The 18,631-nt window shown below is 69.4% G+C and carries 16 protein-coding genes and 1 pseudogene; 5 read left to right on the top strand and 12 right to left on the bottom strand.

The features are described from left to right. Positions 1–35 precede the first annotated feature (35 nt). Positions 36–578: a GNAT family N-acetyltransferase gene (locus ABZ818_RS11405; RefSeq protein ID WP_361412969.1), complete on the top strand. Its 543-nt coding sequence runs from the start codon at positions 36–38 to the stop codon at positions 576–578. A gap of 111 nt (positions 579–689) precedes the next feature. Here ABZ818_RS11405 and ABZ818_RS11400 read toward each other — a convergent pair whose 3' ends face one another. After that, positions 690–1,232, bottom strand: a complete 543-nt coding sequence (locus tag ABZ818_RS11400; protein WP_361412968.1) for a DUF4262 domain-containing protein — start codon at positions 1,230–1,232, stop codon at positions 690–692. A gap of 388 nt (positions 1,233–1,620) precedes the next feature. Between ABZ818_RS11400 and ABZ818_RS11395 the strand changes: the two genes are divergently transcribed. Then, positions 1,621–2,922, top strand: a complete 1,302-nt coding sequence (locus tag ABZ818_RS11395; RefSeq protein WP_361413057.1) for an MFS transporter — start codon at positions 1,621–1,623, stop codon at positions 2,920–2,922. 130 nt (positions 2,923–3,052) lie between these two features. Here ABZ818_RS11395 and ABZ818_RS11390 read toward each other — a convergent pair whose 3' ends face one another. Beyond that, a complete protein-coding gene (locus ABZ818_RS11390; protein WP_361412967.1) occupies positions 3,053–4,912 on the bottom strand; it encodes a CocE/NonD family hydrolase in 1,860 nt (619 codons plus the stop codon). Positions 4,913–5,358: 446 nt separating this feature from the next. Further along, the gene (locus tag ABZ818_RS11385; RefSeq protein ID WP_361412966.1) at positions 5,359–6,195 is read right to left on the bottom strand and encodes a TIGR02452 family protein; all 837 of its coding nucleotides are present in this window, start codon (positions 6,193–6,195) and stop codon (positions 5,359–5,361) included. Positions 6,196–6,607: 412 nt separating this feature from the next. Here ABZ818_RS11385 and ABZ818_RS11380 point away from each other — a divergent pair, with 412 nt between their 5' ends. After that, positions 6,608–7,852, top strand: coding sequence for a cytochrome P450 (locus ABZ818_RS11380; RefSeq protein WP_361412965.1), 1,245 nt, complete (start codon positions 6,608–6,610; stop codon positions 7,850–7,852). A gap of 676 nt (positions 7,853–8,528) precedes the next feature. Here ABZ818_RS11380 and ABZ818_RS11375 read toward each other — a convergent pair. From ABZ818_RS11375 to ABZ818_RS11365, 3 genes are read right to left on the bottom strand one after another with little or no spacing between them, the layout of a single operon-like run. Further along, positions 8,529–9,314, bottom strand: coding sequence for a 3-oxoacyl-ACP reductase (locus tag ABZ818_RS11375; protein ID WP_361412964.1), 786 nt, complete (start codon positions 9,312–9,314; stop codon positions 8,529–8,531). Positions 9,315–9,320: 6 nt separating this feature from the next. Further along, positions 9,321–10,718: an aldehyde dehydrogenase family protein gene (locus ABZ818_RS11370; RefSeq protein ID WP_361412963.1), complete on the bottom strand. Its 1,398-nt coding sequence runs from the start codon at positions 10,716–10,718 to the stop codon at positions 9,321–9,323. Positions 10,719–10,756: 38 nt separating this feature from the next. Beyond that, entirely contained in the window at positions 10,757–12,121 is a 1,365-nt protein-coding gene (locus tag ABZ818_RS11365) for a glutamine synthetase family protein (RefSeq protein WP_361412962.1), read from the bottom strand. Between the two features lie 75 nt (positions 12,122–12,196). Between ABZ818_RS11365 and ABZ818_RS11360 the strand changes: the two genes are divergently transcribed. Beyond that, positions 12,197–12,940, top strand: a complete 744-nt coding sequence (locus ABZ818_RS11360; RefSeq protein ID WP_361412961.1) for an FCD domain-containing protein — start codon at positions 12,197–12,199, stop codon at positions 12,938–12,940. A 136-nt stretch (positions 12,941–13,076) separates the two neighbouring features. After that, positions 13,077–13,778, top strand: a complete 702-nt coding sequence (locus ABZ818_RS11355; protein ID WP_361412960.1) for a gamma-glutamyl-gamma-aminobutyrate hydrolase family protein — start codon at positions 13,077–13,079, stop codon at positions 13,776–13,778. 19 nt (positions 13,779–13,797) lie between these two features. Here the strand turns inward: ABZ818_RS11355 and ABZ818_RS11350 are convergent. The 6 genes and pseudogenes from ABZ818_RS11350 to ABZ818_RS11325 form a co-directional block, all read right to left on the bottom strand. After that, positions 13,798–13,903 (bottom strand): annotated as a pseudogene (locus tag ABZ818_RS11350) (LysR family transcriptional regulator); the annotation flags it as partial. Positions 13,904–14,041: 138 nt separating this feature from the next. Beyond that, positions 14,042–14,734, bottom strand: coding sequence for an FCD domain-containing protein (locus ABZ818_RS11345; RefSeq protein WP_361412959.1), 693 nt, complete (start codon positions 14,732–14,734; stop codon positions 14,042–14,044). A 97-nt stretch (positions 14,735–14,831) separates the two neighbouring features. Further along, positions 14,832–16,073, bottom strand: coding sequence for an amidohydrolase family protein (locus ABZ818_RS11340; RefSeq protein WP_361412958.1), 1,242 nt, complete (start codon positions 16,071–16,073; stop codon positions 14,832–14,834). Beyond that, positions 16,074–16,778, bottom strand: a complete 705-nt coding sequence (locus ABZ818_RS11335) for an ABC transporter ATP-binding protein (protein ID WP_361412957.1) — start codon at positions 16,776–16,778, stop codon at positions 16,074–16,076. It lies immediately after the preceding gene. After that, positions 16,762–17,508, bottom strand: a complete 747-nt coding sequence (locus tag ABZ818_RS11330) for an ABC transporter ATP-binding protein (RefSeq protein WP_361412956.1) — start codon at positions 17,506–17,508, stop codon at positions 16,762–16,764. Before ABZ818_RS11330 ends, ABZ818_RS11335 begins: the two co-directional genes overlap by 17 nt. Continuing rightward, entirely contained in the window at positions 17,505–18,626 is a 1,122-nt protein-coding gene (locus ABZ818_RS11325; protein WP_361412955.1) for a branched-chain amino acid ABC transporter permease, read from the bottom strand. Before ABZ818_RS11325 ends, ABZ818_RS11330 begins: the two co-directional genes overlap by 4 nt. Positions 18,627–18,631 lie beyond the last annotated feature (5 nt).

The raw sequence follows: 18,631 nt of genomic DNA, 5'->3' as shown, positions 1-18,631 counted from the left end.
GCCTTGTCCTGAACAAGCCAGGGAGGTCCCCCAGCATGAGCAGCGCCACGTCGTCCTTTCCCGAGCGGATCGAGCTCACGGGAGAGGGTCTCGTCCTCCGCGACTGGACGGAGGCGGACCTGGCCGCGATGCCAGAGCTGTTCGACCACCCCGACATCGCGTACTGGACACCGATCGTGTCCCCCTTCGACGCAGCGGCCGCCCGCGCACGGCTGGACCGGGACCGGCAGCTGCGGGCGGAGGGCACGACCATCCTGCTCGCCATCACCGTCGACGGCGGCGCACCGCTCGGCGAGGTGATGCTGCGGCGTGCGCCCGAGGGCACAGAGCTCGGCTACGCGGTCGGCCCGGCGCACCGCGGCCAGGGGCTGGCGGCGCGTGCGGTGCGGGTGATGGCCGCGTACGCCTTCGAGCAGCTGAGCGCGGGACAGGTGATCCTGGAGCTGGAGGCCGAGAACGCCGCGAGTGTCGCCGTGGCCACCAGGGCGGGCTTCAGACTGCTCGACGTGCCGCTGATCAGGGGTGAGGAGAAGGGGCGGCCCTACGCCCTGCAGACGTGGGGCCTGAACCGCCCCTGACCCTCAGCCTCATGGTCGTCTGGGGCTGCTCGAACCAGCACTTCCGCTGGAAGCGGGCTGAGCGGCCGTTTGCCACCACGAGGCCACGCCGCCCAGGACCGAGCGTCGGCCTCAGTCGAGATCGGCCCACGGTCCGCTGGTTTCCTCCTTCGAGATCCACAGCAGAGGCTGGCTCGCGCGGCAGTACTCTTCGACCTGGTCGTCCCAGGGGAAGCGGCCTTCCTTGTCCGGCCAGAACAGCTGCATGACCGGAAGCGGAGGGGCCTGGTAGTAGTCGATCCCGGAACCGAAGAAGTCCCGGTACCAGCTCGGGTGGACCGGCCGGACGGTCACCGGGTAGCCGTTCAGGATGTCGTCACGCACCTGGTCGGCTTCCAGCGGGTGACCGTTGCGGATCTCTCCGCCCGCGACGTTGAGGATGGGCATCATCGTCTCGATCCGCAGGCCGAAGACGCAGACCTCAGGGCTGCGCAGGGTGTGCCACAGGCCGATCGAGTAGGCCCAGTCCGCCGGCGCATCGCCCCCTGCGCCGACGCCCATCACGTGCCAGCCGAACTCGGAAACGCTTGCGGCTATGCGGCTGTCACGTTCCTCCCAGGCCGGACCATCCGGAGGAGGGGCGCACAGGAGGCAGAAGCAAGAGGAGTCGTTCACCCGAGGAGGTTACGACGACTGCTTCTCCTCCTTGCCTCAGCGGTGGCGGCGGTGATGCCGGACTTCTCGAGTCCCCTGCCCACTTCACCTCCGAACCGTCCCTGACCTGCACAGACACTCCCCATCGAACCAGACGGGGCGTCACTTCTGCCCAGAGTCCTCGACACCAAACGCTATGTGACGCAGATCACATCTCCCCGGCTTTTTTGCGCATGCCCGCGCTTGATACAAATTGCCTCGCGTTCCTGTCCGTCGACGGTCGCCCACCCCCCTCTCTTTCTTTCTCCACCCCTCCCCCCTGTCGTTTTCGCATGCCCTGGGAACGCCCGTGTCCTCCCCCGCGCCCGCGCTCTCGCGCGGTTCCTCCTGGCCCCTCGTCGCCCTTTTCATGGCGGGCTACCTCGCGCCCTATCTGCTGCCCACCATCGTCGGCCGCCTCGGCGACCGGCTGGGCCTCGGGCCCGCGCAAGCGGGGCTCGTCGGCAGTGCGCTGCTGCTGAGTTCTGCCGCGGCGGGCTTCACGCTCGCGGCGCGCGTCGAGCGGTTCGGGCCACGGCGTCTGGCCCGCTCCGGACTGCTGCTCGCGGCGCTCGGCTACGGCTGCGCGGCCCTGTCGGACAGTGTGCCGGTGGTGGTCGTCGGAGCGATGGCGGGCGGCTTCGGCTCGGGCACGGCGACGACGGTCGCCGCGTCGGGCATCGCGGCCCAGCGCGACCCGCACCGCACCTCGACCTTCGGTCTGCTGAGCGTCTCCGCACTCGCCGGCGCCGTGTATCTGACGATCCCTCACCTCGGGCCCGGACACGGGCTGCCGTTCGCTGCGATCGCGCTCACCGCGCTGCTGGTGTGGCCCGCGACGGGCCGACTCGCCGGTGCCGTGGTGCCTGGTCACACGGCGGCGCCGCGCGGACCACTCCCCTACCTCCGCTCGGGACTCGTCCTCGCGGGCTCGATGCTGTTCTGGTCCATGGCGCAGAACTCGCTGTGGGGCGTGAGCGGCCGGATCGGCCTGCACCAGGCAGGGCTGAGCGAGGTCACCGTCGGCGCGGTCTTCGCCACAGCCCTGGGCACCGGGCTGCTCGGCGTCATCGGCGCGAGCGCGCTCGGCGCGCGGCTCGGACGGGCACTGCCGATCGGAGCGGGCACCGCACTGATCGCCTGCTGCATCGCGGTCAGCGCCTCGGCGGACGACCTGCCGTCCTTCGCGACCGGCGAGATCGCCTGGAACACCGTCTACCCGATCGTCCTCTCCTACCTCATCGGACTGGCGGCCTCACTCGACCCGCGCGGCCGCTGGGCGGTGCTGGCTGGATCCGCGTCCTCGCTGGGCACCGCATGCGGCCCGCTCGTCGGAAGCCTGCTGTCCGCGGGCGCCGGCTACCCGGCGATGGGCCTGGTACTGGGCGCCGGACTGCTCCTGCTGGCGCTGCCGCTGACGGCGGTCGCCCTGCACGCCGGCGGCCGGCCGCTCGTCCCCGGCGCGGTCCGGCGCCGGGGCGGCGCCCCGGCCGCGGTGGTCGCGGCCACGACGGGCACCGCGTCCGGCACGGTGCCCCAGGTGGGCGCCCCGGAACAGCCGGTCGTCGAGATCGAGGTGCCGGTCGCCGGACCGGCGCCGGACCGGCAGGCGTTCGACACCGCGGGCCCTCGCGGACTCGCCCCCGCGGAGGCGGCCCCGGGCACCCACTGAGGCGCGGTCGAGGGACGCCGGCGACAGCCGACGGCCCTCGGCACTCTGCTTGGTGGCGCGGCGGCGCCCGATGTACCCGGCGACCACGCTGCCCGGCACCCGCATGGGCGGGTGCCGGGCAGCCGCTGGGTCATCCGTTCTTCGAAATGCTCAGCGGGAAGGTGGGAGTGCCGACGTTGTTCAGCGTGATGGTGTTCGCCCGCACGTACGTGTCCAGGTACGGCGAGCGGTCACCCTGGGTCGGCGAGTCGAACCGCGGGTCCTGCACCTCGAGGGCGAGCCGCGCGTCGGAGACCGTGATCGTCTCCCCCGAGGGAACGCTCCGCCAGCCGTTTGAGGTGATGGTTCCGATCTGGACCCCCAGCCGGTGCCCTTGCTCGAAGGTCCAGTCCGTCGCCTTCAGGGCGAAGGAGGTTGATCCGCTGCTTTCCAGCAGTGCGACGTTCTCGTTGAACATCGTCGCCTTGCCGTCCGGAGCGACGTCCCACAGCCGTGCCCAGACATTGCCCTGGCCCCTGGTCTTCAGCGTGATCTCCGGGCTGCCCGTGATCCGCACCTGCTCAGCGGCGGGCGTGGACCAGGTCCAGTAGCTGTTGGCGGGGGCGTCGGCGCTGAGCGCGCTCGTCCGGTCAGTCGTCAGCGAGCCGACCCCCGGCGCGTCCTCGATGTCCCAGCCCTGAGACTCCGGCGCCGTCATCGACAGGCCGGCCTTCTGTGCCTTGCCGCCGTCGTCGACGTACTGCCCGGGCGCCAACCGCACCTTGTACGAGTCGTTGGTCACCGGCCAGGTCGGCTGGGCACGCCAGTGGCCGAGGCTGTCCTCGAGGGAGAACGCCGGGTCGGTCACCGACGGTTCGATGCCGCGGAGGTACTGGTCGTAGAACCGCATCACCTCGTCGAACCAGCCCGCCCGGCCCATCTTGAGCTGGCCCTTGGCATTGGTCTCGTTACCGCGCACGTGCTCCCACTGGCCGATCCAACCGCGTTGCGGACCCTGATGGTTGGCCAGGTACTTCTGCATCTGCTCGGGCTTGGTGTTGTCCTCGATGAAGCCCGACGTGACGAACAGCGGCGTCTGGGATCCGGCGGCGCGGGAGGCGAAATCACGGGCACGCCAGAACGGCGACTTCGGGTCGGGGTTCTGGGTGTTGGTGAGATTGTCGCTCTCGCACTCGGGGTGGTTCTTCTCGTACCCCGCGTTCGCCTTGTAGTGGTCGCTGTCGTCGGCCAGCGGCGCCATCGTCGCGATCGAGTAGTAACCCCGCGGAGTGCTGGTCACGTTGGACCGCGGCACCCCGTTGCTGTACAGGTAGTTGTACCTGTTCCACGTCGGTTCCTGGGAAACGATCGCCCGCAGAGGCTTGAGCTTGAGGGTATTGGCCGCCAGCCCGGTGTTGGCGTCGTACGACTTGCCGTACATGCCGACCTTGCCGGTCGACCACGGCTGGCTTGCCGCCCACTCGACGGCCGCCTTGACGTCGGCCTGCTCCCCCGGGCCGAGGAAGTCCAGACAGCCGGTGCTGCCGCCGAAGCCGCGCAGGTCGACCATCACGAAGGTGTATCCGCGTTCCATGAGGTGCGCACCATCGATGAAGTCCTGGAAGCGTGCCGATGGCCCGACATGGTTCCACCCCGCGGGGGAGCTCTCTCCCGCGTGAGAGAAATACGGGCCCACCGACAGGATCACCGGCGTCTTCGCATCCGCCGGCAGGCCTGCCGGGCGCAGCACGTCGGCGTGCAGCTCGACCCCGCTGTCGTCCGAGGAGGGGAAGTAGTGCTGCGTCCAGAGCGAGCCCTCCGGGACGCGGTCGTTCTCCTCGTGCGTGACGGGGTCGGTCGCGGTGGCCACCTCCGACCGGGCCTGCCCTGCGGTGGCGGACTCGGATGTGGTGTCGGATGCTGCGGTGGCGGGTCCGGCGAGTGTGCCGGTCAATGCGAGGGTGGTGATGGCGACTGAGGCGGCCCAGGGGGCCGTGCGTCGTCTTCTCACTTGCTCCTCCCGGAGTTGTCGGTACGGGGCGGTGCAGGTGGCGCTGTCGAGCAGCGGCCCCGGACCCGTCGTCGACGGCTCGACGACGGGCAACCGCGCGCAGACGGACGGAATCTGGATTCCGGGTCCGCGCCGGAGCCGACGGCGAGGGAGCCTATGATCATCATTGACACGCGTCAACAGGGCGGCGTGAGCAACGTGTTGCTGGTGTGGCCGCAGATGTCCCGACCGGGGCTGGTCACGGCGGCTCAGGGGAGCGCGTGAAGCGACGAAGCCCAGACGTGCCAGAGGACAGGATCCTGGCATGTGATCGGAGTCCGACCGACGTTCGGCCGTCCGGCGCACCCTCCCCCACAACACGGTCGTCGCATGCCCGGCACGGCACTCGCAGCAGCCGACACGGGGCCGGCCTGTGCCGCCGCGGCGAACCGCCCGCGGCGGCCCGGCTATCCGCCGAACCGGGCGGCGAAGGCGGCCCGGTTCGGCGACCGCGGCATGCGGTCCCACACCGCGAACACGACCTTCGCGAACACGTCCCGGTACGCGCCCGTGTCGGCCGCCAGGTGCGCGTGAAAGGCGTCGGCGACCTGTTCCGGGTCGTTGCGGAACACGCCGCAGCCCCACGCACCCAGCACCAACTCGCACACCCCGTGGTGGGCGGCGACCGCGAGTACCAGCCCGGCGCGCTCGCGCAGCACCCGGGCGATCTCCTCGCCCGCGCCCGGCTCGCGCAGCAGCGCCTGCCCTGCGTTGGGCGCCGGGCAGGTCAAGAACGACACGGGGTAGGGCTCGGCCAGCAACTCACCGCGGTCGCCGCGGTGCACGGGGACCGCGGGCGACCAGATCACGCGGTGACTGTAGAGCAGGTCCGTGGACGCCCGGTGTGCCGCGTAGTAGTCGGGAGCCTCCATCAGGCACGGATACAGCAGAGAGGTGCGGCACAGGTCCTCCTCCTGCGCGCGGGCGCCGCCGAGGTAACCGCCGCCGGGGTTGCGGGCGGAGGCGAAGTTGAGCACCGCGATGTGTCCGGACCCGGCCAGATGCAGTCGGCGTGCCGCCTGCAGGCTGCTCTCCGCCGTGACCGTGAAGGCGGTGCGGTGCGTCGGCGCGAAGCGCTCGGCGGCGAGGTCCCGCAAGGCGGCGGGGGCGTAGCTGACGGTCCCGGAGCGGGCGGCGGCGAGCGTCTCACGCACCTCGACCCTGCGGCCATCCTCCAACTGGTAGGAACCCTCTTCGGCGATGCGCGCGTTGCGCGCCGCGACCTCACGGAATCTGCTGCTCACAGCCACGGACGGTAATGGACACGCGAGGCGTCCGTCGACCGCGTTTCCAGGCGGGGCCATCCGGGACGCGAACCCACCGCCGCCGGCCGCGATCGCCCGCACCAGATGCCCAGCGTGCCCGGTGACGGTGAACCGGTCACGCACCACTGCCGCCATACAAGCCGGCGGTTCAGGGCCAGGACAGCCACCTCCACTCCGGGCCGGACCGGGCCAGCAGCAGGGCGAGGCCCATTCCGGCGGGGGCCGCCGCCCACCACACCGCACGCGGTCCACCCCATCAGGCCCTTTCAGCGCGAATCACAGAGTCGCCATACTGGGATATATGCACTCAAGATCTACTGAATCCGCTGCGTAATCCGTGGCGAACCCCAGGCGTTCTGTGAAGCACTTCGACGTACTCCGGGAGACGACGATGAGCGAGCAGCCGTTCTTGCTTCCCTATGCCGATCCGGCCTTCGTGGCAGACCCGTTCCCGTTCTACCGACAGCTGTGCGAGGAGGGCCCGGTGCGGCGCGCGGTCATCGTCGGCGGCTTTGAGGCCTGGCTGGTCACGCGTTACGAGGACGGCCTCGCCGCGCTGCGCGACCCGCGTCTGAGCAGCGATGTCCGCGACGCGTCGGACCCCCGGCTCCTCCGACAGCTGCCCGCGACGGAGCGCGAGTCCATGTTGAACACCATGCTCCGGGCGGACCCGCCCGACCACGCCCGCCTGCGTCGCCTGGTCTCGAAGGCGTTCACCGCGCGCCGGGTGGCCGAGCTGCGGCCCCGTGTCCAGGCCCTCACCGACGAGCTGCTCGACGCGATCGTGCAGGCCGGCTGCGCGGACCTCGTCGCCGACTTCGCGCTGCCGCTTCCGGTCGCCGTGATCAGCGAGCTGCTCGGGGTGCCCACTACGGACCGGTACGACTTCCAGCGGTGGACCGACGACATGATCCTCCGGGGACCCGAGCCGCCGGACCCGGCCGTGAGCGACGGTGCCTGGCAGCACATGCGCGCGTACCTGATCAGGCTTCTGGAAGCCAAACGAGCCAACGCCGGAGACGACCTGCTCAGCGCTTTGATCATCGCTCGGGACGAGGAGAAGCGGCTGGACGAGGACGAGCTGATCGCCATGGCGTTCCTGCTGCTGGTGGCCGGATACATCACCACCGTCAAACTGATCAGCGGCGGCATCGCCGCACTGCTCGCCCATCCCGACCAGCTTCGGCTGCTGCGGGACGATCCGGCGCTGCTGCCGGACGCGATCGAGGAGTTCCTGCGCTACGACGGACCGGTAAACCCCGGCATCGCCCGCTTCGCGCGGGAGAACGTCGAGATCGCGGGCGTGAGGATCCCGCGCGGCGCCACCGTGCTGGTGGCCTCCGCCATCGCCGACCGGGATCCGGCGCGGTTCCCGGACCCCGATCGCCTGGACATCACCCGTGGGGACAACGCCCACCTCGCGTTCGGGCACGGAATCCACTACTGCCTGGGCGCCCCGCTGGCCCGGTTGGAGGGTCAGATCGCCATCGGGACCGCCTTGCGTCGCCTTCCCGGTCTCACCTTGGCCGTACCGCCGGGCGAGCTGCGGTGGAGTCCAGGCGGTCTGCGCGGCCCCGAGCGCCTGCCCGTCACGTTCACGCCCGGTTTCACGCCCGACGGCACGGGTGCCAGGTAACCGGCAACCCGGAGACGGTCGCCGCCTTCGACATTGAGTACGGCGGACCCGGCTCGGAACGAGCTGTACGGCCACGGTCTGGCCGTCGCTGGGAATGCACGGAGAGCGGGTGGACACGAAGTTCGAGGTCTGGCGTGAGCTGATCGCCGACGTCACAGCCTGCGAGTGAACTCGTACGACATCGCCGAGCGCCTGCGCTCTTGGCGGGTCGGGTGACCTGAGCGTCCTCGGGCTTTCGCGGCCCTGATTGAAACCGTTCAATCACCCTCGCGCCCGCTTCACGTGCCGGCTTCGCTCGGAGTGGCGGCGGAAATGGGGCGCCCGCGATGCCTGCACACTGATTGACCTTCGCCAGCTCGCCCTTACGTTACCCACACTCACCGACACTGAATCGATTCATCCAATCCTGGGCGAGGAGTCGTAGTGATCAGTAGGAGGAGTGTTCTGGCGGGAGCGGCCGCCACAGTCGCGGCGGCGGCTTTGGACGCGGGACCAGCGGCGGCCTTAGGGCGAACACGCATGCCCGCCTCGTGATGGCGGCAGGTCGTCCGAACCCCATGAGCCGCCGGCCGGGGCCACCGCGGTGACGGCACCCTTGCTCAGGTGCCTCATGACCGACGGCCGGGCGCCTTGCGACGCCCGGCTGTCGGGGTGGTGGCCGGAAGACGAAGGGGGACTACAGCGGCGTGACGTACGCGCCCGAGATCCCGCCGTCGACGAGGAAGTCGGTGGCGTTGACGAACGACGAGTCGTCGCTCGCGAGGAACGCGACCGCGGCCGCGATCTCGTCGGCCTCCGCGAACCGCCCGACCGGGATGTGCACGAGGCGTCGCGCCGCCCGCTCCGGGTCCTTCGCGAACAGTTCCTGGAGAAGCGGGGTGTTCACGGGCCCCGGGCAGAGCGCGTTCACCCGGATACCCTCGCGGGCGAACTGCACGCCCAGCTCGCGCGACATGGCGAGCACGCCGCCCTTGGACGCGGTGTAGGAGATCTGCGAGGTGGCGGCGCCCATGATGGCCACGAACGACGCGGTGTTGATGATGGAACCGCGGCCCTGACGCTGCATATAGGGGATGGCGGCCTTGCAGCACAGGTACACCGAGGTCAGGTTGACCTCTTGGACCCGCCTCCAGGCGTCCAGGCCGGTCTCCAGGATCGAGTCGTCGTCCGGCGGCGAGATGCCCGCGTTGTTGAAGGCGACGTCGACGGATCCGTAGGTGTCGAACGCGGCCTTGAACAGCGCCTCGACCTGCTCGGCGTCGGTCACGTCCACCTTCACGAAGGTGCCCCCGACCTCCTCGGCGGCGGCCTTGCCCGCGGTGTCGTCGATGTCGCCGCAGACGACGTTCGCGCCCTCGGAGGCGAGCCGGCGCGCGGTGGCGAGGCCGATGCCGCTGCCTGCGCCGGTGATGACGGCGGTACGGCCGACGAGGCGGCGGCAGACGTTGCTGGTGTCGGTCATGAGTGCTCAGCCCTCCGTGCTGTTCGTGCTGGTGGAAACGTTGCTGATGAAGACGTTCTTGGTCTCGGTGAAAGCGGCTAGCGCGTCCGGGCCGAGTTCGCGGCCGAGCCCCGACTGTTTGTAGCCGCCGAACGGGGTCCAGTAGCGAACGCTGGAGTGGGAGTTGACGGAGAGGTTCCCGGCCGCGACGGTGCCGGACACGCGCAGCGCACGGCCCACGTCCCGTGTCCAGATCGACCCGGACAGGCCGTACTCGGTCGCGTTGGCGAGCCGTACCGCGTCGGCCTCGTCCTCGAAGGGCAGGACGACGGCGACCGGGCCGAAGACCTCTTGGGCGGCGATGGGCGCGGCCGGGTCGACGTCGGTGACGACGGTCGGCGGGAACCAGAAGCCGGGCCCTTCGGGCGCGCTGCCGCGAATCGCCTTCAGGTCGTCGGTGACATACGACCGTACGCGCTCCAGTTGGACCTTGGAGATCAGCGGGCCCATCTGGGTGCGCTCGTCGTTCGGGTCGCCGACGACGACGGAATCGATGCCGGGCGTGAGCAGGTCCAGGAAGCGGTCGTAGACGGAGCGCTGGACGAGGATGCGGGTCCGGGCGCAGCAGTCCTGCCCCGCGTTGTCGAGGAACGACATGGGCGCGGCAGCGGCGGCGGCCTCGATGTCGGCGTCGGCGAAGACGATGTTGGGGCTCTTGCCGCCGAGTTCGAGGGTCACGCGCTTCACGCGGGCGGCGCACCTGGCCATGATCGCCTTGCCCACCCGGGTGGATCCGGTGAACACGATCTTGGCGACGCCGGGGTGCTCGACGAGTGCGTTGCCCGCCACGTCGCCCACGCCGGGCAGCACCTGGAAGAGGTGTTCGGGAAGGCCTGACTCCAGGGCGAGCTCGGCGAGCCGGAGGGCGGTCAGCGGGGTCGTCTCCGCGGGTTTGAGGAGGACGGCGTTGCCGGCCGCGAGTGCGGGTGCGGTCCCCCACGCGGCGATCGGCATCGGGAAGTTCCACGGCGCGATGACACCGACGACCCCGAGGGGTTCGAGGATCGTGATGTCGAGTCCGCCGGGGACGGGGATCTGCCGGCCGGACAGGCGTTCCACTCCCCCGGCGGCGAAGTCGAGCAGGTCGCGGGCGTTGCCCGCCTCCCAGCGCGCGTTGCCGATGACGTGCCCGGCCTCGCGTACCTCCAACTGCGCAAGTTCTTCAAGGTGTTCGTCGACGGCGCTGGCGAAGCGGCGCAGCAGCCTGGCCCGGTCGGCGGGCGCGAGGGCGGCCCAGCGGGTCTGGGCCACAGCCGCGCGGGCGACGGCCTCGTCGACGTCCTCGGGAGTGGCGGCGGGGACGGTCGCGATGACTTCTTCCGTCGCCGGGTTCAGTACCTGGTGCTCGTGCACGTACGTGTCCATTTCCTCGTGGTACTCGTGCTCGTACGACAACAAGGGCCTCACATGCGTTCGAAGGAGCGGCGGAGTTCCCAGTCGGTGACCGCGGCGTCGAAGGCGTCGAGTTCGACGCGGGCCATGTTGCGGTAGTGCGCGACCACTTCGTCACCGAAGGCGGCCTTGGCGATCGGGCTGTTCTCCCAGAGTTCGGCGGCCTCGCGCAGGGTGGTGGGGACGTGTTCGTAGTGGGCGGTGTAAGCGTTGCCCGGACATTCGCCGGGCAGCTCCAGCCGCTGCTCGATTCCGTGGAGACCGGCGGCGATCAGGCCGGCGACCGCGAGATGCGGGTTGACGTCGCCGCCAGGCAGCCGGTTCTCGAAGCGCAGCGAACGGCCGTGGCCGACGACGCGCAGCGCGCAGGTGCGGTTGTCGTATCCCCAGGCGACGGCGGTCGGCGCGAAGGAGCCGGGCTGGAAGCGCTTGTAGGAGTTGATGTTGGGGGCGTAGAGGAGGGAGAAGTCCCGCAGTGCGGCCAGTTGCCCGGCGAGGAAGTGCCGCATCACCGGGGACATGCCGCCTGGTCCGTCCCCGGCCATGAGGCTGTTGCCGTCCGCGTCGGCGAGGGAGAGGTGGATGTGGCAGGAGTTTCCCTCGCGCTCGTTGTACTTCGCCATGAAGGTGAGGGCGTAGCCCTCCTGCGCTGCGATCTCCTTGGCGCCGGTCTTGTAGACGGCGTGCTGGTCGCAGGTGACCAGGGCTTCGTCGTAGCGGAACACGATCTCGTGCTGCCCGGGATTGCACTCGCCCTTCGCGGATTCGACGGTCAGGCCCGCCGCGCTCATCTCGTTGCAGATGCGGCGCAGCAGCGGCTCGATGCGACCGGTGCCGAGGACCGAGTAGTCGACGTTGTACTGATTGACCGGGGTGAGGCCCTGGTAGCCGGCGTCCCAGGCCTGCTCGTACGAATCCTTGAAGACGATGAACTCGAGCTCCGTGCCGACGTTGGCCGTGTAGCCGAGCTCGGCGAGCCGTTCGAGCTGGCGGCGCAGGATCTGGCGGGGCGCGGCCACCACCGGTGATCGGTCCTCCCAGGCGAGGTCGGCCATCAGCATCGCGGTGGCCTCGTTCCAGGGCACCCGGCGCAGAGTGGCCAGGTCGGGGAGCATGGCGAAGTCGCCGTAGCCTCGGTCCCAGGAGGACATCTCGTAGCCTTCGACGGTGTTCATCTCCGCGTCGACGGCGAGGAGGTAGTTGCAGCACTCCGTACCGTGCCGGAGGACTTCGTCGAGGAAGAAGCGTGCGGCGAACCGCTTGCCCTGGAGCCGCCCTTGCATATCGGGGAAGGCGAGGACAACAGTATCAATCTCGCCGCTCGCGACGAGGGCACGAAGCTCCTCGACGCTGAGCGGGGGTGTGCGGTCTGCCACGGGAAAGCCTCCTTCGGTCAGCCGAGGCCTATAAGGTATTGCTGAGAACCATTGCTTGGGAAGGGGTGCGGCCAGATGTCGCAGACGGACGCGGGCGAGAGTGCCTTCACGGACGACCCGCTGACTCCGGTGCTGCGGCCGGTGCGGGCGGGGAACGGTTTCGAGGAGGCTCTTGAACAGATACTCCAGGTCGTACGGCTGGGCCTGGTGCCCGGCGGCGAGCGACTGCCGTCCGAACGGGAGCTGGCGGACCGGCTCGGCATCAGCCGGGTGACGCTGCGCGAGGTGCTGAAGGTCCTCCAGGACCAGGGCCTGGTGGAGTCGCGGCGCGGCCGCTACGGCGGAACGTTCGTCCTGCCGAAGGCGGCCGCCCCCGGCGAGGACGAGCTGCGCCGCCGTATCGAGGAGGTCGACGTCGAGGACGTCCTGCGGTTCCGGGAGGTGCTGGAAGTGGGCGCGGCCGGGCTGTGCGCGGCACACGGGCTCACCGACGAGCAGGCGGAGCGGCTGCGGGACGCGCTCGCCCGCACGCACGACGCGCCGCTCACCGAGTACCGCCGGCTCGACACGCTGCTGCACCTCACACTCGCCGAGCTGTCCGGATCGCCGACGCTCACCGCGCAGTACGCGGCTGTGCGCGCGACCGTGAACGACCTGCTGGACTGCATCCCGCTGCTGGTGCGGAACCTGGAGCACTCACAGCGCCAGCACATCGCTCTGGTCGAGGCCGTGCTGGACGGGGACGTCGACGGCGCGCGGGAGATGATGCGCGAGCACTGCGCGGGCACGGCCGCGTTGCTGCGCGGCTTCCTGACGTGAGCGGGCGATTCACGGCGACGTCACCGCACGGGTCTTGATTTCTCGGCACCGCCGGCACAAAGGTATGAATCCGTTCCATGGAGCTTCTTGTGGCGCTCGCCGCGATGGAAGCCGAGTTGGAACGCGACTGAGGACCATGAAGGAGCACACAGTGGGCAAGCCGCTCATCGGCGTCAGCACCTATCTGGAATCCCGGGCGTCCTGGGGGGTCTGGGAGCTGCCCGCGGCGCTGCTGCCCGCCGTCTACCCGCGGCTGGTGCAGGCCGCGGGCGGGCTCGCGGCCATGCTGCCGCCGGACGATCCGTCCCACGCGGCGTCGGTGGTCGCCCGTCTCGACGGGCTGGTCGTCGCGGGCGGCCCGGACGTCGAGCCGGAGCGCTACGGCGCCGAGCGCGAACCGCGCACCGGGCCGCCCTCACGGGAGCGTGACACGTGGGAACTCGCCCTGATCCGGGCGGCGTTGGACTCCGGCACACCGCTGCTCGGCATCTGCCGCGGCATGCAGCTGCTGAACGTCGCGCTCGGCGGCACCCTCGTCCAGCACATCGACGGCCACACCGAGGACGTCGGCGTCTTCGGCTCCCACCCGGTGACCCCGGTGGCAGGCACGCGGTACGCGGCCGTGGTCCCGGAGGAGACATACGTCCCGACGTACCACCACCAGGCGGTGGCCCGCCTGGGCGAGGGGCTGCGCACCTCGGCCCACGCGACGGACGGCACGGTGGAAGCGGTCGAACTGCCCGGCGACCGTTTCGTGCTGGGCGTGCAGTGGCACCCGGAGATGGACGAGGACGTACGGGTGATGGCCGCGCTGGTGCGCGCGGCGTCGGGGGGCTGAGTCCGGGCCCTGGGCCCCTGCGCGTCAGAGCGAGCAGGGCGCGCGCCGGGACCCGTGGGCCGATGTCCCGTCGGCCACACGGCCCGCAGCACGTGCCGCAGGCCCTCCACCGGTACCTCCACAAGAAAGGCCGCACCGCCGGCGCGCCCTGCCCACGTAGCCGCGTGCCCTGCTCCTCGACGGGCCCGCGCACCGCGCTCCGCGGTCCGCTCGTCCAGCAGGGCACGAATTCGATCAACGATGCAGGAACAGTGGTGCCGAGGTCAGCTGTCCTGTTTCTGTCTCCCGTGCTCGCTCGCGGTCTCGACCTCCCAGATGCTGGCATCGACAAGGCCGAACGCGGTGTCAACGGCCTTGTCGACCTCTCGATCGCGGATCGCCCTGAACAGTTCCTCGTGAAGCACCTCGCCGTCCGCGGCTTCCTCCGTCTCGAGGCATGAGCCTCGACGCATGGCTTCGGCCAACGCGCCCACCAGGCTGCCGTACAGGTCCGAAAGGACCGGGTTGTGTGTCGCCACGGCCACCTTCAGATGAAAGGCGACATCAGCGGCGACGAATGCCTCGACATCGCGCGTGGCGAAGGCTGCTACGCGCGCCTCGAGGTCGGCCGTCATGCCGCGCAGATCGCGCTCGGTACGGTTGAGCGCCGCGAGCCGCGCGGCAGCGACATCGAGCGCGTACCGAACTTGCAGAACGTGCTCCTGCCTGGCCTTCTCCAACCGCCGGCGCAGCGCCACGTCGGTCACGTCTGTGGCGACGACGAAGGTCCCGTCTCCTTGGCGGGTGACCAGGAGGCCGGCATGCACCAGTGACTGCACGCCCGCACGAACGGACACACGGCTCACGCCCAGCAGGTTGACCAGCTCCGACTCCGGTGGGATCCGGTCGCCGACCTTCCAGCGACCCGACTTGATCTCCGCATGGAGTTCGTTGACCACAATGTCGACGAGTGACATGCGCGAAGCCCTCTGCATGGTCAACCTTTCCTCTGTGTGTGACGTCCGATGAATTCACGTGTGCGCCAGGCTAGCCAACTGCTGCTTGCCTGCTGGCTCAACTTCGGACCATCCTGGCGGTGGTCTCCCGGTGGGCGACTACCCGGCCCCTCTTGAGGGTGGTGCGCGTACCGGGGGCGCCTCGCATGACGTCGTCGAGGTTGTCCGCACTGAACATCACGAGATCCGCGTCATTGCCCGGAGCGATGCCGTAGTCGCCGAGGCCCATGTAGGCCGCCGCTCGGCCGGTCACCATGGCGAAGCCGTCGAGCACTTCCTGGTCGGTGCGCAGACCAGCGGCCAGGCACGTGATCCGGCTCGTCTCCACGGGGTCGAGGTTCCCGAAGCGGAACCACATGTCGTGCAGGTTGTCGGTTCCGGCGGCCACATTCACGCCGGCGGCCAGCAGCTCCTTGGGCCGCGAGCTTCCTCGACCGCGCGGCGTGACGTCTCCCCCGACGAGCTGAAGGTTGCCGATCGGGCAGATGCAGATCTGAATGCCCGCTTGCGCGACCTGGTCGATGACACGGTGAGCGAGGTCGTCCGGGTACGCCGCGAGCGCACAGCAGTGCACGGCGTTCACTCGGCCTTGCCGGCCATGGGCGAGGGTTCGCTCCGCGATCAGCTCCAGCGCGCGCCTGCTGGGGTCCTCGTCCATGTCGGCGTGCAAGTCGAGGTCGACGTCGAACTCCGCCGCCAGCTCGAACAGCTGGTCCAGATGGGCACGGTGGAGGGCCGGGTCGCCCTCGTTGTCGGGACCGCCTCCCAGGACGTCCGCCCCCATGGTGAGCGCCTCTCGCAGCAGGTCGAGGGCACCAGGATCACGGACGACTCCCTCTTGGGGAAAGGCGACGATCTGGAGATCGACCACGTCGTGGAGGTCCGCCTTGACCTTGAGGATGCCCTGGAGGCCCGCCAGCCCGATGGCGGAGTCGACGTCCACCTGTGCTCGAATCGCTCCGACCCCGTTCGTGACGGCCGCCTCTATGCCCCGTCTGGCCCGATCGGTGACGTCGTCGACCGTGAAGGCTGCCTTTATACGTGCGCCGACGGCCAGGGAGTCGACCGGGGAATCCTGCCCCATGGGCCCCACCCGAGGGAACGTCAGAGCCTTGTCCGGATGAAAGTGCGCGTCGACGAAGGACGGCGTCACCAAACCGCCCTGTGCGTCGAGTTCATCGGTGGCGCCGCCCCCTTCCCCTGCCGGCGTGATGCGGCGGATGCGGCCTGCCTCGATTTCGATGTCGTGCTGACCCGGCTCGTTGACGAAACGGGCGTTCCTCACCACTACCGCGTTCATTCAGCCTCCCAGGTAAAGCGAGATCAGGTCGGTCCGGCTCAGGATTGCGTCCCGGCTGCCCTGGTCGGCGATCCTGCCGAGCCTGAGCACGTAGGTGAAGTCGGCGAGTTCGATGGCTCGCGTCGCGTTCTGTTCCACGAGCAGCACGGTCACGCCACGGTCACGAAGCCCGTCGATGACGTCGAAGACCAGGTCCACCACTTGGGGAGCGAGACCGAGCGACGGCTCGTCGAGGAGCAGCACACGGGGGTTGGACAGCAGGGCCCGTGCGATGGCGAGTTGCTGCTGTTCGCCTCCGGAGAGCTTCCCGGCCGAGGACTTGAGGTATTTCCGGAGCACCGGGAACTGCTCGAGTACCTCCTCGGTGGCTTCCTTGGCGGTGCCACGGTCGCCCCGTCCCAATGTGCCCAGATGGAGGTTCTCCTCGACCGTGAGGCTCGCGAAGATCTCGCGACCCTCGGGAACCAGCGCGATCCCTCTGCGTACGACGGTCTCGGGCGACAGCCGCAACAGCTGTTCCCCGTCGAGTTCAACGCTGCCGCTCTCCGCCTTCACCAGACCGGAAATCGCTGCCAGCGTCGATGACTTGCCGGCGCCGTTGACTCCGACAAGGGCGATGACCTTGCCCTCGGGAACCTCGAGCGACACGCGGTCGACAGCGGTGACCGCGCCGTATCGGACCGTCAGGTCATTCACCCTGAGCATGTGGCACCTCCACGGGGCGTCCGAAGTACGCACGCTGTACCTCGGGGTTGAGCTTGATCTGTTCGGGGGTGCCCACAGCAAGGGTCTTGCCGAAGTCGAGCACGTGGATTCGCTGGCTGACGGACATGACGACATGCATGTCGTGCTCGATCAGAAGGAGCCCCACTCCGAATTCCGCGGGCATCATCTTGAGGCTCTCGACGAGGTCCGCGCTCTCGCTGTCATTGAGGCCGGCGGCCGGCTCGTCGAGGAGGACGAACCGCGGTTGTGTCGCAAGGGCCCGGGCGATGCCGAGCCGCCTCGCCGCGCCGTAGGGCAGGGCGCGGGCCTCCGTGCGCGCCCAGTTCGTCAGGTGAGCGGACTCGAGGAGAGATGTGGCCAGGCGCAGTCCCTCGGCCGTCCTCCGTCCGGTGCCGAGAGCCCCGAGCAGGATGTTGTCCAGAACGGACAGTTCAGGAAAGAGCCGCACGTTCTGGAACGTCCGGACCAGGCCTTCCTTGGCGCGGCGTGCGGGCCGGCGGCGTGTGAGGTCGGTGCTGTTGAGCCAGACCCGCCCTGTGGTGGGATTCTGGTAACCGGAGAGCACGTTGACCAACGTGGTCTTCCCGGCGCCGTTGGGCCCGATCAGGCCCAGAATTTCGCCCTGGGTGAGCTCGAGGTCGACGTCCTGGAGCGCCTTGACTCCGGCGAAGTGCACGCTGACCGCTTCCGTGCGAACCGTGGCGTTCATGCCTTTGCCTCCGCGTCGCTGTTGCTCCTGGTCTCGTCGGCATGCCGGCTCGCTGCCTCGTCGCGGCGCCGGACAAGGCCTCGGACCGGGCGCCAGAGGAAACTCGTACCCATGTGCAGGATCTCCCGTCCTTCGGTCAGGCCTCGGGGTCTCAGCAGGAGCACCAGGAGAAGAACTACGGCGGTGCCGAGTTGCTGCAGCCCCTCGAACCGCGGGATCGTCACCCCTCCGACTGCGACGCCGCGTTCGACCATGCGAAGCAACTCGCGGAGCGCGGAGACGAAGATCGCTCCGAGGACGGCGCCCGACAGGGATGTCACGCCACCGATGACGAGCATGGCCAGCATGATCAGCGTGATCGAGAGGTAGAACGCGTCCGGGTTGAACGACCCCAGGTACATGGCCATCAGCGAGCCGGAGATCCCGGTGAGGAAGGCGCTCAGGGTGAAGGCGCCCAGTCTTTCCCAGAGCACGTCGATGCCGATCGACCTGGCGGCGACCTCGTCCTCTCTGGAAGCCCTCAGCCGGAGGCACAACCGGGTCTGGGCGAATGCCCAGGCCACCAGGATGGAGAACAGAACCCAGGGCAGGACGGTGAGCGAGTTGCTTGTCTGCGGGACGCCGAAGACGCCGCTGACGCCACCGGTGACCTTGCGAGTGTTCGACGCGACGACGTACACGATCGAGAGCAGGGCGAAGGTGGACAGACCCGCCGCGAGGCCGTTGAGTCGCATCAGCACCAGGCCCACGGTGAACGCGACGACCGCTGCCGCGAGTCCGCCCAGCAGGACGGCCAGAAACGGTGTCGTCTGGGGGCCCGGCAGGTCGGGAAGCATCGCCTGCTTGGTGGCCGTCGGAACCCTGACGGCCGCCGTCACATACGCCCCGATGGCGAGGAACGCGGCGTGCCCGAACGAGGCCACGCCGGAATTCCCGATGAAGACGTGCAGACCGACAACGGCGATCAGGCTCACCAGACCGAGCGCAACTGCGCGATTGAGCGAGTCGTTGCCCACGGCGACCGAGCCGTAGACGGCAATGGTCACGATGGCGCACAGTGCCACCAACGTCGTGAGTGGGACAAGCGGTTGCCGCTTGACAGTGGTCAGATTGCTCATGTGCG

Source organism: Streptomyces sp. NPDC047453, from assembly GCF_040643155.1.
Taxonomy (GTDB): Bacteria; Actinomycetota; Actinomycetes; order Streptomycetales; family Streptomycetaceae; genus Streptomyces.
The sequence above is the reverse complement of the archived record's forward strand: the minus strand, read 5'-3'. Positions and strand labels throughout refer to the sequence as shown.

What these genes read in the sequence shown, in the direction of transcription:
- ABZ818_RS11405 (WP_361412969.1), top strand. Translation starts at nt 36, where the DNA reads ATGAGCAGCGCCACGTCGTCCTTTCCCGAGCGGATCGAGCTCACGGGA.
- ABZ818_RS11395 (WP_361413057.1), top strand. Translation starts at nt 1,621, where the DNA reads ATGGCGGGCTACCTCGCGCCCTATCTGCTGCCCACCATCGTCGGCCGC.
- ABZ818_RS11380 (WP_361412965.1), top strand. Translation starts at nt 6,608, where the DNA reads ATGAGCGAGCAGCCGTTCTTGCTTCCCTATGCCGATCCGGCCTTCGTG.
- ABZ818_RS11375 (WP_361412964.1), bottom strand. Translation starts at nt 9,314, where the DNA reads ATGACCGACACCAGCAACGTCTGCCGCCGCCTCGTCGGCCGTACCGCC.
- ABZ818_RS11370 (WP_361412963.1), bottom strand. Translation starts at nt 10,718, where the DNA reads ATGGACACGTACGTGCACGAGCACCAGGTACTGAACCCGGCGACGGAA.
- ABZ818_RS11360 (WP_361412961.1), top strand. Translation starts at nt 12,197, where the DNA reads ATGTCGCAGACGGACGCGGGCGAGAGTGCCTTCACGGACGACCCGCTG.
- ABZ818_RS11355 (WP_361412960.1), top strand. Translation starts at nt 13,077, where the DNA reads ATGAAGGAGCACACAGTGGGCAAGCCGCTCATCGGCGTCAGCACCTAT.
- ABZ818_RS11345 (WP_361412959.1), bottom strand. Translation starts at nt 14,734, where the DNA reads ATGTCACTCGTCGACATTGTGGTCAACGAACTCCATGCGGAGATCAAG.
- ABZ818_RS11340 (WP_361412958.1), bottom strand. Translation starts at nt 16,073, where the DNA reads ATGAACGCGGTAGTGGTGAGGAACGCCCGTTTCGTCAACGAGCCGGGT.
- ABZ818_RS11335 (WP_361412957.1), bottom strand. Translation starts at nt 16,778, where the DNA reads ATGCTCAGGGTGAATGACCTGACGGTCCGATACGGCGCGGTCACCGCT.
- ABZ818_RS11330 (WP_361412956.1), bottom strand. Translation starts at nt 17,508, where the DNA reads ATGAACGCCACGGTTCGCACGGAAGCGGTCAGCGTGCACTTCGCCGGA.
- ABZ818_RS11325 (WP_361412955.1), bottom strand. Translation starts at nt 18,626, where the DNA reads ATGAGCAATCTGACCACTGTCAAGCGGCAACCGCTTGTCCCACTCACG.